At 74.4% G+C, this 18,448-nt stretch carries 2 protein-coding genes; both read left to right on the top strand.

Annotated elements, in window-relative coordinates; genetic code table 11:
* Window positions 1–25 precede the first annotated feature (25 nt).
* Complete coding sequence (locus JK364_RS57995) at window positions 26–13,492, top strand: type I polyketide synthase (protein ID WP_443732257.1); 13,467 nt, start codon at window positions 26–28, stop codon at window positions 13,490–13,492.
* A complete protein-coding gene (locus JK364_RS05660) occupies window positions 13,492–18,405 on the top strand; it encodes a type I polyketide synthase (protein ID WP_201848059.1) in 4,914 nt (1,637 codons plus the stop codon). The genes JK364_RS57995 and JK364_RS05660 overlap by 1 nt, the downstream gene beginning before the upstream one ends.
* Window positions 18,406–18,448 lie beyond the last annotated feature (43 nt).

Below are 18,448 nucleotides of genomic sequence, written 5' to 3'. Positions count from 1 at the left end.
CGCGGTCGTCGGTATGGCATGTCGCGTGCCGGGCGCATCGACCCCGGATGAGTTCCGGCAGTTGCTGCGCAATGGAGAGAGCGCCATCACGGAGATCCCGGCGGACCGGTGTGCCGATGAGCTCCGGGACGCCGGTATTCGATTCGGCGGGTTCGTCGAAAGAGCGGCCGAGTTCGATCCGGAGTTCTTCGGGATTTCACCCCGAGAGGCACGGGCGATGGACCCCCAGCAGCGGCTCGCGCTGGAACTGTGCTGGGAGGCCCTGGAAAACGCCGGACTCGTCCCCGCGCAACTCGAGGGCAGCCGCACCGGCGTCTTCATCGGCGCCATCGCCGACGACTACGCGGCCCTGGTGCACCGCGGCGAACCGGCCGCCATCACCCAGCACACCCTCACCGGGCTGAACCGCGGCATCATCGCCAACCGGGTCTCCTACGCCCTCGGGCTGCGCGGCCCGAGCGTGGCCGTGGACACCGGGCAGTCCTCCTCCCTGGCCGCCGTGCACCTGGCCTGCGAGAGCCTGCGGCGCGGCGAGACCGAGACCGCCGTCGCGGGCGGCGTCCAGCTCAATCTCGCCCCCGACGGCTTCATCGCCGCCTCCCGGTTCGGCGCGCTCTCCCCGGACGGCCGCTCCTTCACCTTCGACGCCCGCGCCAACGGCTATGTGCGCGGCGAGGGCGGCGGCCTCGTCGTGCTCAAGCGGCTCCCGGACGCGCTGCGCGACGGCGACCCCGTGCTGGGTGTGATCCGCGGCTCCGACGCCAACAACGACGGCGGCGGCGACAGCCTCACCACCCCCGCGGCCCACGGACAGGAGGCCATGCTGCGCGCCGCCTACGAGCGCGCCGGGGTCGACCCCGCCCGGGTCCAGTACGTCGAACTGCACGGCACCGGCACCAAGGTCGGCGACCCGGTCGAGGCCGCGGCGCTGGGCGCGGTCCTCGGCGCCGGACGGGCGGACGGCGCGCCCCTGCGGGTCGGCTCCGCCAAGACGAACGTGGGCCACCTCGAAGGCGCGGCCGGCATCACCGGCCTCATCAAGACGGTGCTCTCACTCGCCCACCGCGAGCTGTTCCCGAGCCTCAACCACGAGACGCCGAACCCCGCGATCCCCCTGGACACCTTGGGCCTCACGGTCCAGACCGCCCTCGACGTCTGGGCCGCGGAGGCGGACGCCCCACGGCTCGCGGGCGTCAGCTCGTTCGGCATGGGCGGCACCAATGTGCACATGGTGCTTGAGGAGGCACCCGCCGATGTCCCGGCCGCGGAGCGCCCGACGGCCCTCGACACCGTGCCGTGGGTGCTGTCGGCCCGCGGTGAGGCGGCGCTGCGGGCCCAGGCGCGGCGGCTGCGGTCGTATGTGGCGGCGCGGCCGGAGCTGGATCCGGTGGACGTGGGCTACTCGCTGGCGCTGACCCGGTCCGCCTTCGGCCACCGGGCGGCGCTCGTCGGCCGCGACCAGAAGGAGCTGCTGAACGGCCTTGACCAGCTCGCCACGGGCGTGGTCCCAGGGGCGGTGGCGGGCGTCGGTGGGACGGCGTTCCTGTTCACCGGGCAGGGCGCTCAACGGCTCGGCATGGGGCGGGAGTTGTGTGCCGCGTTCCCGGTGTTCGCGGCGGTGTTCGACGAGGTCTGCGCGGAGCTGGACCGTCATCTGGACGGTTCGGTGCGGGAGGTGGTCTTCGGTGTGGACCCCGAGGCGCTGGACCGGACGGTGTTCACCCAGACCGGGCTGTTCGCTCTGGAGGTGGCGCTGTTCCGGCTGGTCGAGTCCTGGGGTCTGGCGCCGGACTTCCTGGTGGGGCATTCGGTGGGGGAGTTGGCGGCGGCGCATGTGGCGGGGGTGTTCTCGCTTGAGGACGCCTGTGCGCTGGTGGCGGCCCGGGGTCGGCTGATGCAGGCGCTGCCTGTGGGCGGTGCGATGGTGTCGCTGAAGGCCTCGGAGGCCGAGGTGCTGCCGCGGCTGGCCGGTTTCGAGGACCGGGTGAGCGTGGCGGCGGTCAATGGCCCGTCGGCCACCGTGATCTCCGGTGAGGAGTCGGCGGTGCTCGCGGTCGCGGAGGCGGTGGGGGTCAAGAGCAAGCGGCTGAGTGTCTCGCATGCGTTCCACTCGCCGCTGATGGAGGGGATGCTGGCCGAGTTCGCCGAGGTGGCGGGCCGGATCACCTACGCCATGCCGCGCATCGCGATCGTTTCGAACCTCACGGGCGAGTTGGCGGGCGAGGAGGTGTGCTCGCCGGGGTACTGGGTGCGCCATGTGCGTCAGGCGGTCCGTTTCGGGGACGGCATACGGTTCCTCGAAGCGCAGGGCGTCACCCGCTTTGTGGAGCTCGGCCCGGCCGGTGTGCTTGCCGCCATGGGCCGCGAGTGCGTCTCCGGCCCGGCCGCGTTCGTACCGCTGCTGCGCAAGGACCGCGACGAGACCGAGGCACTGCTCTCCGGTGTCGCCCAGGTGCACGCTCACGGTGGCGAGGTCGACTGGGAGGCGGTGTTCGCCGGGCGCGGTGCGCATCGGGTGGAGCTGCCCACGTACGCCTTCCAGCGGCAGCGCTACTGGCTGGACACCGACCTCCCGGGCACCGAGGACGCCGCCACCGATGAACCCCTCTCGTGGCGTGAGGAGTTCGCGGCCCTGACCGACGCCGCCGAGCGCGAGCGCGTGGCGCTGGAGCTGGTCCGTACGCACACCGCCTGGGTCCTGGGCTCCCCGGGCCCCGACGCCGTCGACCCCGAGAAGATCTTCAAGGACCTCGGCTTCGACTCGCTGATGTCCGTCGAGCTGTGCAACCTCCTCAGCACCGCCACCGGAACGCGGCTTGCCGGGGCCGTCCTCTTCGACCACCCCACCCCGCTGGCCCTCTCCCACCACCTCCGGGACGTGGTGACGGGCTCCCCGGCGGCCGTGGCCGCGCGCCGGACCGCCACCCGGACCGCCACCCGGACCGTCACCAACGACCACGACGACCCGATCGCCATCGTGGCGATGAGCTGCCGCCTCCCCGGCGGGGTGCGCACCCCCGAGCAGCTGTGGCAGCTGGTCAGCGAGGGCCGGGACGCCATCGCGGGCTTCCCCGCCAACCGGGGCTGGGACCTGGAGGGGCTCTACGACCCGGACCCGGCCCGCCACGGCACCAGCTATGTGCGCGAGGGCGGATTCCTCTACGAGGCCGACCAGTTCGACCCGGCCTTCTTCGGCATCAGCCCCCGCGAGGCCCAGGCGATGGACCCCCAGCAGCGGCTGCTGATGGAGACCGCGTGGGAGGCGTTCGAGCGCGCCGGGATCGACCCCACCACGCTCAAGGGCAGCGACGCCGGTGTGTTCGTCGGCGCCATGCCGCAGGACTACGGGCCGCGGATGGACGAGGCGTCGGAAGGTTTCGAGGGCTATCTGCTGACCGGCGGCACCACCAGCGTCGCCTCCGGCCGGATCGCCTACACCTGGGGTCTCGAGGGCCCGGCGGTCACCGTCGACACGGCCTGCTCGTCCTCCCTGGTGGCCCTGCACATGGCCGTACGGTCGCTGCGCCAGGGCGAGTGCTCGCTGGCGCTGGCCGGTGGCGCCACCGTGATGTCCAGCCCCGGGATCTTCGTGGAGCTGAGCCGCCAGAAAGCCCTGTCGCCCGACGGCCGCTGCAAGGCGTTCTCGTCCGACGCCAACGGCACCGGCTGGGGCGAGGGCGTGGGCATGGTGCTGCTGGAACGGCTGTCGGACGCGCGGCGCAACGGCCACCAGGTGCTGGCGCTGGTCCGTGGCTCCGCCACCAACCAGGACGGCGCGAGCAACGGCCTCACCGCCCCGAGCGGCCCGGCCCAGCAGCGGGTCATCCGGCAGGCGCTGGCCGACGCGGGGCTGAGCACGGCCGATGTGGACGCGGTCGAGGCGCACGGCACCGGCACCTCGCTCGGCGATCCCATCGAGGCGGGCGCGCTGCTGGCCACGTACGGCCAGGACCGCGTCGCGGACCGGCCGCTGTGGCTGGGCTCGCTGAAGTCCAACGTCGGCCACCCCCAGGCGGCGGCGGGCGTGGCCGGGGTCATCAAGATGGTGATGGCGCTGCGCCACGGTGTCCTGCCCCAGACCCTGCACATACACGATCCCTCGCCGCATGTGGACTGGTCGTCCGGGGCCGTGGAGCTGCTGACCGAGGCCCGGCCGTGGCCGGAGCCGGAGACCCAGCGGCCGCGGCGCGCGGGCGTGTCGTCCTTCGGCATCAGCGGCACCAACGCACACGCCATCCTGGAGCAGGCCCCGGCCGAACCGGCCGCCGGCCACGACGAGCCGCGCCCGGCGGCCCCGGGGCTGCCCGTGCTGCCCTGGGTGCTGTCCGGGCGCACCGAACAGGCCCTGCGCACCCGGGCCGAGCAGCTGCGGAACCACCTGGCCGACCACCCGGGCACCGACCTCGCGGCACTCGGCCACGCCCTCGCCACCACCCGCACGGCCTTCGGCCACCGGGCGATGATCCTCGGCCGGGACCGGGAGCGGCTCCTGGACGGCCTCGGCGCGCTCGCGCAGGGCACCCCGGCGCCCCAGGTGGTCCAGGGCACGGCGGACGGCCGGCGGAAGACCGTGTTCGTCTTCCCCGGGCAGGGCTCGCAGTGGATCGGGATGGCGCTTCCGCTGTGGGACGCCTCGCCGGTCTTCGCGGAGCGGCTGGAGGAGTGCGCCGACGCCCTGGAGCCGTTCCTGGACTGGTCGTTGCGCGAGGTGCTGCGCGGTGAGCCGGGCGCGCCGTCGCTGTCCCGTATCGACGTGGTGCAGCCCGCGCTGTTCGCGGTGATGGTGTCGCTGGCGGCGCTGTGGGGCTCGTACGGTGTCGAACCGGCCGCGGTGGTGGGGCATTCGCAGGGCGAGATCGCAGCCGCGTACGTGGCCGGAGGGCTCTCGCTCCAGGACGCCGCCAAGGTGGTGGCCCGGCGCAGCCAGGCATGGGCCGAGTTGAGCGGCAAGGGCGGCATGCTCTCGGTGCTCGCGTCGGCCGGGACGGTCGCGGAGCGGCTGCGGCCGTGGAGCGAACGGCTCGGCATCGCCGCCGTCAACAGCCCCGCCACCGTGACCGTCTCCGGCGACCCGGAGGCCCTGGACGCCTTCATGGCCGAGCTCGCCGCCGACGGGGTGAAGTCCCGCCGGGTGCCGGGCGTGGACACCGCCGGGCACTCCCCGCAGGTCGACGGGTTGCGCGAGCGGCTGCTGCGCGAGGTGGCGGGGGTGCGGCCGCGCGCCTCGCGGATCGCGTACTACTCCACGGTGACCGGCGGGCCGCTGGACACCGCCGAGCTGGACACCGACTACTGGTACCGGAACATGCGCGAGCCGGTGGACTTCGAGCGCGCCACCCGGGCGCTGCTGGCCGACGGCCACACGGCGTTCGTCGAATGCGCCCCGCACCCCATGCTCGCCATGTCGCTCCAGCAGACCATCGAGGACGCGGGCGGGAACGCCGCCGTCGTCGTCGGCACACTGCGCCGGGACGAGGGCGACCCGGAGCGCTTCGCCGGCTCGTTCGCCGAGGCATACGTCCAGGGTGTCGAACCGGCGTGGGACGCGGTGTTCGGGGGCGCGCCGGGGCGCGGTGAGCGTGCCCTGGAGCTGCCGACGTATCCGTTCCAGCGGCAGCGGTACTGGCTGGACAAGCCGGTCGCGGCGAGCGATGTGGCGGCGGCCGGGCTCGACGCCGCCGGGCATCCGCTGCTCGGCGCGGCGGTTCCGCTGGCGGGCGCGGACGACCACCTGTTCACCGGCCGGATCTCCGCACCGGACCACCCCTGGCTGACTGAGCGCACCGGCCCCGACGCCGCCGTGCTCCCCGGCAGCGCCCTCGCCGAACTGGCGATCCGCGCGGGCGACCAGGTCGGCTGCGACCGGATCGAGGAACTGTCCCTGGACGCGCCGCTGGTGCTGCCCGAGAAGGGCGCAGCGGTGATCCAGGTGCGCGTCGGCGCCCCGGACGGCGGGGGCTCGCGCGCCCTCAGCGTCCACGCGCGCGCCGAGGGCGCCGACTCCGACGAGCCGTGGACGCGGTACGCCACGGCGGTCCTGGGCACGGGTGCCCCGGCTGCCGGCATCGGCCTCGCCGCGTGGCCCCCGGCCGACGCCGTCCCGGTGGAAGCGGCGGGAGGCGCCGTAGCCGCCTGGCGACTCGGTGAGGACCGCTACGTCGAGGTCGGGCTGACCGAGGCCGAGGAGGCCGACGCCGGACGCTACGGACTGCACCCGGTGCTGCTGGAGTCGGCGCTGGACGCGGTGGAAACCCCGGACGGTGCCGACGATAGCGACGGCGGCGACGGCGGCGATGGCGGCGATGGCGGCGGGGCGCGGCTGGCCGCCGCATGGAGCGGTGTCGCCCTGCACGCCACGGGCGCCACGGCGCTGCGGGTACGGCTGACGCCGACTGGTCCCGATACGTACGCGGTCGTCGCGGCCGACCCGAGCGGCGCCCCGGTGGCCTCGGTGGAGCGGCTCGTGCTGCGCGCGGTGGCCACGCCCGAACCGATCGGCGGTCATTCCGCCCTCCACCCGTCGCTGTTCCGCCTGGAGTGGCCCGCGGTGTCCGCCGCGGACACCACCGCGACCGGAACTCCGGCGAGCTGGGCGGTGCTCGGCGACGACCCGCTCGGGCTCTCCGCGGCCGTGGACGCGGTGCCCTACGACGAGACGGCGGATGCACCGGACGCGGTGCTGGTGCCGTGCGTCGCCGAGGGCGACGGCGACGTGGCGGAGGCGGCCCACGCGGCCACCCACCGAACGCTGGCGCTGATCCAGCGCTGGATCTCCGATGAACGCCTCGCCTCCTCCCGGCTGGTGTTCGTCACCCGCGGCGCGGTCGCGGCCGCCCCCGGCGAAGAGGTCCCGGACGTGGCCCACGGCGCCGTATGGGGCCTGGTGCGTTCGGCCCAGTCGGAACACCCCGGCCGCTTCGTCCTCGTCGACCTCGACGCCGAGCCGGAGTCGGCGACCGCTCTCCCGGCCGCGATGGCCTCCGGCGAACCCCAGTGCGCGGTCCGCGAGGGCCGGGTGAGGGTGCCCCGGCTGGGTCGGGTGGCGAGAGGGACGGCGGCCGCCGAGGCGCCCGCCACCGGAGCTGCTGGCACCGCCACCAGGATTGCCACGGCTACCGAGGCCACGGCCACCGGGCTTGCCGGGGCCGGGGTCGCGGGGGAGACCACAGGAGCCATCGAGGCCACCACCACCGGGGTCACCGAGCCCGCCGCGGTTGCCGCCATCGGAGCTGCCGGGGCCACCACCGCCGGGCCTACCGGAGCCCACGCCACCGGGCTCACCGGGGCCGCCGCCACTGGGGTTGCCGAGGTTGCCGCCACCGGAGCTGCCGGGGCTGCCGCCGCCAAGGGGGCCGGTGCCACTGGCACTGCCGCCGCCACCGAGGCCACCAGGGTCGCCGCCACCAAGGCTGCCGAGGCCCCCGCCACCCGGGCCACCGGACCTGCCGACAGCCACCGACCGCTGGACCCCGAAGGCACCGTTCTCATCACCGGCGCCACCGGGACCCTCGGTGGGCTCGTCGCCCGTCATTTGGTGGGCGAGCACGGCGTACGGCATCTGCTGCTGGTCAGTCGGCGTGGGCCGGCGGCCGACGGTATGGGCGAACTCCGCTCCGAGCTGGCCGAGTTGGGGGCCGGCGTCACCGTCGCCGCGTGCGATGCCGCCGACCGGGAAGCGCTCGCCGGGCTTCTCGGCGCGATACCCGCCGCACATCCACTGACGGCCGTGATCCACGCGGCGGGTGTGCTCGACGACGGCGTCGTGGACGCGCTGAACCCCGAGCGGCTGGACCGGGTGCTGCGGCCCAAGGTGGACGCCGCGTGGAATCTGCACGAGCTGACCGCGGACCACGACCTGGCCGCGTTCGTGCTCTACTCCTCCGTCGTCGCCACCATCGGCAACGCCGGACAGGCCAACTACGCCGCCGCCAACGCCTTCCTGGACTCCCTCGCCCAGCACCGCACGGCCCGCGGCCTGGCCGCCCAGTCCCTCGCCTGGGGCCTGTGGGAGCAGCGCAGCGGCATGAGCGGGCATCTGGACGACGCCGATGTGCGGCGCATGGCGCGCTCCGGCATCCGTCCGCTGCCCAGCGCGGAGGGCATGGAGCTCTTCGACGCCGCGCGGGCGGCGGGCGATGCCACGCTGGTGCCCGTCCGGCTCGACCTGGCCGAACTGCGCAAGCGCGCCGCGAGCGCCGCCGCCACTCCCGGCCAGGACGCCGTACCGGCCCATCTGCGCGGCCTGGTCCGGACGCCGGTTCGCCGCGTCGTACGGGCCGGTGGCGGAGGCGGGGCCGCGGAGAGCGATGAGAGCTCGTTCGGGCGGCGGCTGGCCGCCCTGCCGGCGGCCGACCGGGACCCGTTCCTGCTGGACCTGGTGCGGGAACACGCGGCGGGGGTGCTGGGGCTCGCCGCCCCGGACGACATCGAGGCCACCCGCGCCTTCCGGGAGGTCGGCTTCGACTCCCTGACCGCCGTGGAGTTGCGCAACCGGCTGGGCGCCGCCACCGGGCTGCGGCTGCCGACCACCCTCCTCTTCGACTACCCGACCCCCGCCGTGCTGGTGGACCACTTGCGGCGCGAGGCACTGGGCGAGCGGGCGGAAGTGGCGGCCGTGGTGGCCGCCGTCCGCCCCGCCGACGACGATCCGATCGCCATCGTGGCCATGAGCTGCCGGCTGCCCGGCGGGGTCCGCGGCCCCGAGGACCTGTGGGAGCTGGTGGCGGACGGCCGCGATGTGATCTCGACCTTCCCGACCGACCGCGGCTGGAACGTCGAGGAGCTCTACGACCCCAACCCCGATACGCCGGGCAGGAGTTACGCCAAGGAAGGCGGCTTCCTCTACGACGCCTACGACTTCGACCCCGAGTTCTTCGGGATCTCCCCGCGTGAGGCGCTCGCCATGGACCCCCAGCAGCGGCTGCTGCTGGAGACCTCCTGGGAGGCGCTGGAGCGCGCCGGGATCGACCCGCACTCCACGAAGGGCAGCACGGCGGGCGTGTTCATCGGCTCCACCGGCCAGGACTACGCCTCGCGGCTGGGCGAGATCCCCGAGGACATGGAGGGTTACCTGCTGACCGGCAAGGCCGCCAGTGTGGTCTCCGGCCGTATCGCCTACTCCCTCGGCTGGGAGGGCCCGGCGCTCACCATCGACACCGCGTGCTCCTCCTCCCTGGTCGCCATCCACCAGGCGGCGCAGGCGCTGCGCCAGGGCGAATGCTCGATGGCGCTGGCGGGTGGCACGACGATGATGTCGACGCCGAGCCTGTTCATCGAGTTCAGCAGGCAGCGCGGGCTCGCCCCCGACGGCAGGTCGAAGGCGTTCTCCTCCGACACCGACGGCACCAGCTGGGGCGAGGGCGTCAGCATGGTGCTCCTGGAGCGGCTGTCCGACGCCCGGGCCAACGGCCATGAGGTACTGGCGCTGGTGCGCGGCTCGGCCGTCAACCAGGACGGCGCCAGCAACGGCCTCACCGCCCCCAACGGCCCCTCCCAGCAGCGGGTGATCCGGCAGGCGCTGGCGAACGCCGGGCTGTCGGCGGCCGAGGTGGACGCCGTCGAGGCCCATGGCACCGGCACCACGCTCGGCGACCCGATCGAGGCCCAGGCCATCCTCGCCGCCTACGGCCAGGGCCGGGAGGCCGAACGGCCGCTGAGGCTGGGCGCGTTGAAGTCCAACATCGGCCACACTCAGGGCGCGGCCGGCGGCGCCGGTGTCATCAAGATGGTCATGGCGATGCGCCACGGCCTGCTGCCCAGGACACTCCACGTCAAGGAGCCCACCCCGCATGTGGACTGGACGGCCGGGGCGGTCGAGCTGCTGACCGAGGCCAGGGAGTGGCCCGCGGGCGAGCGGGTGCGGCGCGCCGGAGTGTCCGCCTTCGGTATCAGCGGCACCAACGCCCATCTCATCCTGGAGGAGCCGCCCGCGAACCCGGTCACCGAACGGGAGCCGGAGCCGGAGCCGTCGGTGCGTGCCGATGTGGTGCCGTGGGTGGTGTCCGGACGTACCGAGGACGCGTTGCGCGCCCAGGCGGAGCGGCTGCGGTCGTATGTGGCGGCGCGGCCGGGGCTGGATCCGGTGGATGTGGGCTACTCGCTGGCGCTGACCCGGTCCGCCTTCGGCCACCGGGCGGCGCTCGTCGGCCGCGACCAGAAGGAGCTGCTGAACGGCCTGGAGCAACTCGCCGCGGGCGTCACCCCGGACACGGTGGCCGACGACGAGGGCAGGACGGCGTTCCTGTTCACCGGGCAGGGTGCGCAACGGCTGGGCATGGGGCGGGAGTTGTACGCCGCGTTCCCGGTGTTCGCGGCGGCGTTCGACGAGGTCTGCGCGGAGCTGGACCGTCATCTGGACGGTTCGGTGCGGGAGGTGGTCTTCGGTGCGGACCCCGAGGTGCTGGACCGGACGGTGTTCACCCAGACCGGGCTGTTCGCCCTGGAGGTGGCGCTGTTCCGGCTGGTCGAGTCCTTGGGCTTGCGACCGGACTTCCTGGTGGGCCATTCGGTGGGCGAGCTTGCCGCCGCCCATGTGGCGGGGGTGTTCTCCCTGGGGGACGCCGCCGCTCTCGTCGCGGCGCGTGGTCGGCTGATGCAGGCGCTGCCCGTGGGCGGCGCGATGGTGTCGCTGAAGGCCCCGGAGGCCGAGGTGCTGCCGCGGCTGGCCGGTTATGAGGACCGGGTGAGCGTGGCCGCGGTCAACGGCCCGTCGGCCACCGTGATCTCCGGTGAGGAGTCGGCGGTGCTCGCGGTCGCGGAGGCGGCGGGGGTCAAGAGCAAGCGGCTGAGCGTCTCGCATGCGTTCCACTCACCGCTGATGGAGGGGATGCTGGCCGAGTTCGCCGAGGTGGCGGGCCGGATCACCTACGCCATGCCGCGCATCGCGATCGTTTCGAACGTCACGGGCGAGTTGGCGGGCGAGGAGGTGTGCTCACCGGAGTACTGGGTGCGCCATGTGCGTCAGGCGGTCCGTTTCGGGGACGGCATACGGTTCCTCGAGGCGCAGGGTGTCACCCGCTTTGTGGAGCTCGGCCCGGCCGGTGTGCTTGCCGCCATGGGCCAGGAATGCGTCTCCGGCCCGGCCGCGTTCGTCCCCCTGCTGCGCAAGGATCGCGACGAGACCGAGGCGCTGCTGTCCGGTGTCGCCCACGTACACGCGCATGGCGGAGACGTCGACTGGGAGGCGGTGTTCGCCGGGCGCGGTGCGCATCGGGTGGAGCTGCCCACGTACGCCTTCCAGCGGCAGCGCTACTGGTTCGACCCTGCCACGCCGGGAACGCCGACCGCCGCCGCCACCACGGACGCGGCCTCCGTGGAGGCCCGCTTCTGGGAGGCGGTCGAGCGCGAGGACCTGGAGGCGCTGACCACCACCCTGGAGATCGACCAGCAGGCGCGGCTCGGCGAACTGCTGCCCGCGCTCTCCTCCTGGCGCCGGGGCCAGAGCGACCGCGCCACCGTGGACTCCTGGCGCTACCGGATCACCTGGTCCCCGGTGGCCGTCGAGGAGCGTACGGCGCCGCTGCCCGGCACCTGGTGGGTGGCCGTGCCCGAGGGCCGGGCGGACGGCGCGCAGGTCGCCGCCGTGGCGGCCGCCCTCGACCGGCGCGGGGCGCGCGTCGTGCCCCTCACCGTGGCCACGACGAGCCGTGACGCGCTCGCCGCGCGGCTGCGCCACGAGGCGGACACCGGTGGCACACCGGCCGGTGTGCTCTCGCTGCTCGCCCTCGACGACGATCCGCACCCCGAACACACCGCGCTCACCACCGGTCTGGCCCTCAACGTCGGGCTGATCCAGGCGCTGGGCGACGCCGGTGTCGCCGCCCCGCTGTGGCTCGCCACCACCGGCGCTGTCTCGGTGAGCGGATCGGATCCGCTCGGCAGCCCCGCACAGGCCGCCACCTGGGGCCTCGGCCGGGTCGTTGCCCTGGAGCACCCCCAGCGGTGGGGCGGTCTGGTCGACCTCCCCGGGAACCTCGACGAACGGACGGCGGACCGGCTGTGCGCCGCGCTCTCCGGCATGCCCGGCATCCCCGGCATCCCCGGCGACAGCGGTCCGGAGGACCAACTCGCCCTCCGCGACGCCGGGGTGTTCGTCCGACGGCTCGTCCGGGCGCCGCTGCGCACACGGGGCCGGGAGAGCTGGAAGCCGCACGGCACCGTGCTGATCACCGGGGGCACCGGCGGGCTCGGCGCCCAGGTGGCCCGCTGGCTGGCCCGCTCCGGCGCCGAACACCTCGTGCTGACCAGCCGCCGAGGCATCGCGGCGCCCGGCGCCGCCGAACTGCGCGACGAGCTGCTCGCGCTGGGCGAGGGCGGTGTCCGGGTGACGGTGGCGGCGTGCGACGTCCGCGACCGCGACGAGGTGGCGGCGCTGCTGCGCCGGATCACCACCGGGGGCGACCCGGTGCACGCCGTCTTCCACGCCGCGGGCGTCGTGGAGTTCTCCCAGCTCGCCGACAGTACGGTGGCCGACTTCGCGGAGATGGCCGACGGCAAGGTGCTGGGCGCCGCCCATCTGGACGCGTCGCTGGACCCGGACCACCTCGAGGCGTTCGTGCTCTTCTCATCCATCGCCGCCACCTGGGGGAGCGGCGGGCAGAGCGCCTACGCGGCCGCCAACGCCTACCTGGACGCCCTCGCCGAGCACCGCGAGGCACGCGGTCTCCCCGCCACCTCGGTGGCCTGGGGCCCCTGGGCCGACCACGGCATGATCGAGCACGGCGAGGTGGCGGAGCACCTCAGCCGCCGTGGACTGCCCGCGATGGCACCGGAGTTGGCGGTGGCCGCGCTGAGCGAGGCGCTGCACACCGGTGAGACCTCCCTCGTCCTCGCCGATGTGCGCTGGGACCGCTTCGTCCCCGGCTTCACCGCCGCGCGCCCCCGGCCGCTGATCGGCGGGCTGCCGGAGGTGCGCGACGCCCTCGCCACCACCGCGGCCCCCGACACCGCCGGGCCGGACGACGTGGCGGACACCTTCCTGGCGAGCCTCGCGGGCCTGACGGGCGAAGACCTGGACCGGGCGCTGCGGGACCTGGTGCACGCCCAGGCGGCGGCCGTGCTCGGCCACTCCTCGTCCGACGCGGTCGCCGGCGGCCGTCCGTTCAAGGAGCTGGGCTTCGATTCGCTCACCGCCGTCGAACTGCGCAACCGGCTGGCCGCGGTCACCGGACTCGACCTGCCCGCCACCCTCGTCTTCGACTATCCGGCGCCCGCGCCACTGGCCGAGTACCTCCGCGGCGAGCTGCCATCGGCCCGCCCCGTGGACGCGCGCACCCTCCTCGACGACCTGGACCGATGGGAGTCCGCGCTGCCCGAGCTGATGGCCGACGACGGGGTGCGGGAGCGGCTGACGGGGCGTCTGAACGACCTCATGGCGAAGCTGGGCGGCACGCCCGGGGACCACACCGGCGGGCCGTCCCCCGAAACCGGCCTCCTCTCCGCTACCGCCGACGAGGTCTTCGACTTCATCGACAACGAATTCGGGGCTTCCTGATGGCGAACGAGAACGAAGAGAAACTCCTCACCTACCTCAAGCGGGTCTCCTCCGACCTCAAGCAGGCCCGTGACCGGCTGGAGCGGATCGAGGCCGACGAGCGGGAGCCGATCGCCATCGTCTCGATGGGCTGCCGCTTCCCCGGCGGTGTCCGCTCCCCGGAGGACCTGTGGCGGCTGGTGGCCGAGGGTCGCGACGCGATCTCGGAGTTCCCCGCCAACCGGGGCTGGGACGTCGAGGGACTCTATGACCCCGACCCGGGCCGGTCCGGCACCTGCAACACCCGCGAAGGCGGCTTCGTCCACGACGCCGACCAGTTCGACCCGGCCTTCTTCGGCATCTCCCCGCGCGAGGCGCTGGCCATGGACCCTCAGCAGCGGCTGCTGCTGGAGGTGTCCTGGGAGGCGATCGAACGCGCGGGCATCGACCCGCTCTCGCTGAAGGGCACCAGGGCCGGGGTCTATGTGGGGCTCGCCTCGTTCCAGTACGGCGGGGACCCGCAGCACGCCCCGCAGAGCGTCGAGGGCCATCTGCTCATCGGCAACGTCTCCAGCGTGGCCTCCGGCCGGATCTCCTACACCCTCGGCCTCGAGGGACCGGCCATCACCCTGGACACCGCCTGCTCGTCCTCGCTGGTGACCATGCATCTGGCGGCCCAGGCGCTGCGCCGCGGCGAATGCTCGCTGGCGCTGGCCGGAGGGGTGGCGGTCATGGCCACCCCCGGTGTCTTCGTCGAGTTCAGCCATCAGCGCGGACTGGCCGCCAACGGCCGCTGCAAGTCCTTCGCCGCGGGCGCCGACGGCACCGGCTGGGGCGAGGGCGCGGGAATGGTGCTGCTGGAGCGGCTGTCCGACGCCCGCCGGAACGGCCACCCGGTCCTCGCCGTGCTGCGCTCCAGCGCCATGAACCAGGACGGCGCCAGCAACGGCCTCGCCGCGCCCAACGGCCCCGCCCAGCGCCGGGTCATCGAGGCGGCACTGACCGCCGCCGGGCTCACGGTGGACGACGTCGACGCCGTCGAGGCCCATGGCACGGGCACCGCGCTCGGCGATCCCATCGAGGCGGGCGCGCTGCTCGCCACGTACGGCAAGGGCCGCACCCCCGGCCATCCGCTGTGGCTCGGCTCGCTCAAGTCCAACATCGGCCACACCCAGGCGGCGGCCGGGGTCGGCGGGGTCATCAAGACGGTGATGGCGCTGCGCAACGGGACGCTGCCGAGGACACTCCACGTCGAGCAGGCCTCCGCGGCCGTCAACTGGTCCTCCGGCGCGGTCGAGCTGCTGACCGAGGCCCGGGAGTGGCCCGAGCGCGGGCGTCCGCGCCGCGCCGGGGTGTCCGCGTTCGGCGTGAGCGGCACCAACGCCCATGTCATCCTCGAACAGGCCCCGGCCGAGGGGAAGGACGACGAAGAAGGCGTCTCCGCCCTCGACGGGACCGCGCTCGGCGGCGCCGCCGTCCCCTGGGTGCTCTCCGGCAGGAGCGAAGCGGCCCTGCGGGCGCAGGCGGAGCGGCTGCTGGCCCATCTGCACGAGCGCCCCGAGGCGTCCCCGGCCGATGTCGGCCACTCGCTCGCCACCGGACGGTCCGCCTTCGAATACCGCGCCGCGGCGGTGGGCGCGGACCGCACCCAACTGCTAGGCCATCTGGAGGCGTTGGCCTCCGGCGGGGTGCCCACGGGCGTGGTGCGCGGCGAGGGCGCGGCGGTGCCGGAGGCCCGTCCGGTGTTCGTGTTTCCGGGGCAGGGGTCGCAGTGGGTGGGGATGGCGGTGGAGTTGTTGGATTCGTCGCCGGTGTTCGCGGGGCGGTTGGCGGAGTGTGAGGTGGCGTTGTCGGGGTTTGTGGAGTGGTCGTTGGTTGGGGTGTTGCGGGGTGGGGGTCCGGGGTTGGGGCGGGTGGATGTGGTGCAGCCGGCGTTGTGGGCGGTGATGGTGTCGTTGGCTGAGGTGTGGCGGGCGTGTGGTGTGACTCCGGCGGCGGTGGTGGGGCATTCGCAGGGGGAGATCGCTGCTGCGGTGGTGGCGGGTGGGTTGTCGTTGGAGGACGGGGCGCGGGTGGTGGCGTTGCGGTCGCAGGCCATCGCGCGTGGGCTGGCCGGACACGGCGGCATGATGTCCGTGTCGCTCCCGGTCGAGGAGGTGCGGGAGCGGATCGCCGTCTGGGACGGCCGTATCTCGGTGGCGGCGGTCAACGGCCCCGGCGCGGTGGTGGTGTCCGGGGAGCCGGAGGCCCTTCGTGAACTCCAGGCGGAGTGCGAGGCCGAGGACGTACGGGCGAAGCTGATCCCGGTGGACTACGCCTCGCACTCAGCGCAGGTGGAGAAGATCCACGACGAACTGCTGCGGATCCTCGCCCCCATCCGGCCGCGCACCTCACGGATCGTCTTCCACTCCACGGTCACCGGTGAACCCCTGGACACGGCTGGGCTCGACGCCGCCTACTGGGCGCGCAACCTGCGCGAGACCGTACAGCTCGAAGCGGCCACCCGGGCGCTGCTCACCGGCGGCCACCGGCTGTTCGTGGAGGTGAGCCCGCACCCCGTGCTGGCCGCCGCCATCGAGGCCACCGTCGAGGCCGCCGAGGGCTCGGCCGCCGTCATCGGCACCCTGCGCCGCGAGGAGGGCGGCCCCGAGCGGATGCTGCTCTCGCTCGCCCAGGGTTACGTCCACGGCGCGGAGGTGGACTGGCGGGGGCTGTTCGCGGGGCGGGGCGCCAGGCGTGTCGACCTTCCCACGTACGCGTTCCAGCGCGCCCGCTACTGGGTCGAGCCCCAGACCGGGCCGGTCGCCGAGGCGGCCACCGGCCCGGCGGAGGCGGAGTTCTGGACCGCGGTCGAGAAGGCCGACCTGGATGCGCTGACGACGACACTGGGCGCGGCCGCCGACGCACCGCTCAGCGAGGTGCTTCCGCTGCTCTCGTCGTGGCGTTCCCGGCTGAGCGACCAGGCGGCGCTCGACGCCTGGCGCTACCGCGTCGCCTGGCAACCGCTCGACGGACAAAGGCCCCCCGCGCTCCCGGGCCGCCTGCTGGTGGCGATGCCCGCCGAGGCGCGCCCCACTGATAAGGAGGACGCCGCCGCCGAGGCCATTACCGCCGGGCTCGCCGCCCTCGGCATCGAGATCGTCCCCGTACGCATCGGCCCGGAGGACACCGACCGCGCCCGGCTCGCCGCCCGTATCTCCGAGGCCCTCGGGGACGCCGGGGCGCCCGGCGGCGTGGTGTCCCTGCTCGCTCTCGACGAGGCACCGCACCCGGAACACCCCGACGTCCCCACCGGGTTCGCCACCACCCTCGACCTGGTGCGGGCGCTGGGCGAGGCGGGTGTCGACGCGCCCCTGTGGTGTGTCACCCGCGGCGCCGTCTCCACCCGCGGTGGCGACCGCCTGGAAGCCCCCGCGCAAGCCCTCGTCTGGGGCCTGGGCAGCGCGGTGGCGCTGGAGCATCCGCAGCGCTGGGGCGGGCTGATCGATCTGCCCGAGACGCTCGATGACGGCGCACTCAGGGCCCTCGCCCGCGCCCTGACCGGCCAGGACGGCGAGGACCAGCTGGCCGTCCGCGCCTCGGGCACCCTCGCCCGGCGGCTCAGGCGGGCCGGGGCCACCCGCTCCGGTGAGCGCTGGCAGCCCCGCGGCACCGTCCTGATCACCGGTGGCACCGGAGGCGTCGGTGCCCAGATCGCCCGCGGGCTGGTCGACGCGGGTGCCGAACACGTAGTGCTGGTCAGCCGTCGCGGGCCCCGGGCCCCGGGCGCGGCCGAGCTGGAGGCCGAACTGACCGAGCGCGGCGCCCGGGTGACCGTCGCCGCGTGCGATGTGGCCGACCGTGAGGCCCTGGCACACCTGCTGGACCAGGTCACGCGCGACGGCGTGGACCACCCGCTGACCGCCGTGGTGCACGCCGCGGGCGCGCTGGACGACGCCACCGTCGACGCGCTCACCCCCGAGCGGATCGAGGCCGTACTGCGCCCCAAGGTGGCGGGCGCGCGCCATCTGCACGAGCTCACCCGGGGCCGGGACCGGGGCCGCGGCCAGGGCCGGGACCTGGACCTCGACGCGTTCGTCCTGATCTCCTCGATCGCCGGCACCGTGGGCGCCGCCGGGCAGGGCAACTACGCGGCGGCCAGCGCGTATCTCGACGCGCTCGCCCAGCTGCGCCGTGCGGACGGCCTGCCCGCCACCTCGGTGGCCTGGAGCGCCTGGGCGGGCGGCGGGATGATCGACGGCGAGGTGGCGGACCAGCTGCGACGGCGCGGCGCGCCGCCCATCGACGGCGCACGGGCGCTGGAGCTGCTGCGGCAGACGGTCGCGCGGGGCGACGGTTTCCTCGTCGCGGCCGATATCGACTGGGGCCGTTTTGCCCCCGCCCTGTCCGCCACCCGCCCGCTGCCGCTGCTCGCCGATCTGCCCGAGGCGGGCGGCAGCGGGCAGGACCCGGCCGGAGCGGAGCGGGAGGAGGCCGGTGGCGCCGCCGCGCTGCGCACGCGGCTCGCGGAGCTCGGCCCGGCCGACCGCCACACCGCCCTCGTGGAGCTGGTGAGCGAGCAGGCGGCCGCGGCCCTCGGCTACGCCGACGCGGGCGCGGTCGAGACCGGACGGGCCTTCAAGGAGCTGGGCTTCGACTCGTTGACCGCCGTCGATCTGCGCAACCGGCTGAACGCCGCCACCGGGCTGCGGCTGCCGGTCACCCTCGTCTTCGACTACCCGACCGCCGACGACCTCGCCGTGCTGCTACGGGAGGAACTCCTGCCATCGGGCGAGGAGTCCGTGGACACCGTGGCGCTCGCCGAACTCGACCGCGTCCAGTCCGCCCTCGCCGCCCTGGAGCTGGACGACATCGAATCGGCCACGGACGACGAGATGTTCGAGCTGCTCGACGGGATGTTCGAGCTGCTGGGCCGGGATCTGACGGCCTCATGAACCGCCGTGCCACCGCCCCGGCCGCCACCGACGTTCCGGCCCT

This window comes from Streptomyces endocoffeicus (assembly GCF_016741935.1).
Classification (GTDB): Bacteria; Actinomycetota; Actinomycetes; order Streptomycetales; family Streptomycetaceae; genus Streptomyces; species Streptomyces endocoffeicus.
Note: the sequence above shows the minus strand (reverse complement) of the source record. Positions and strands in the feature narration are given on the sequence as shown.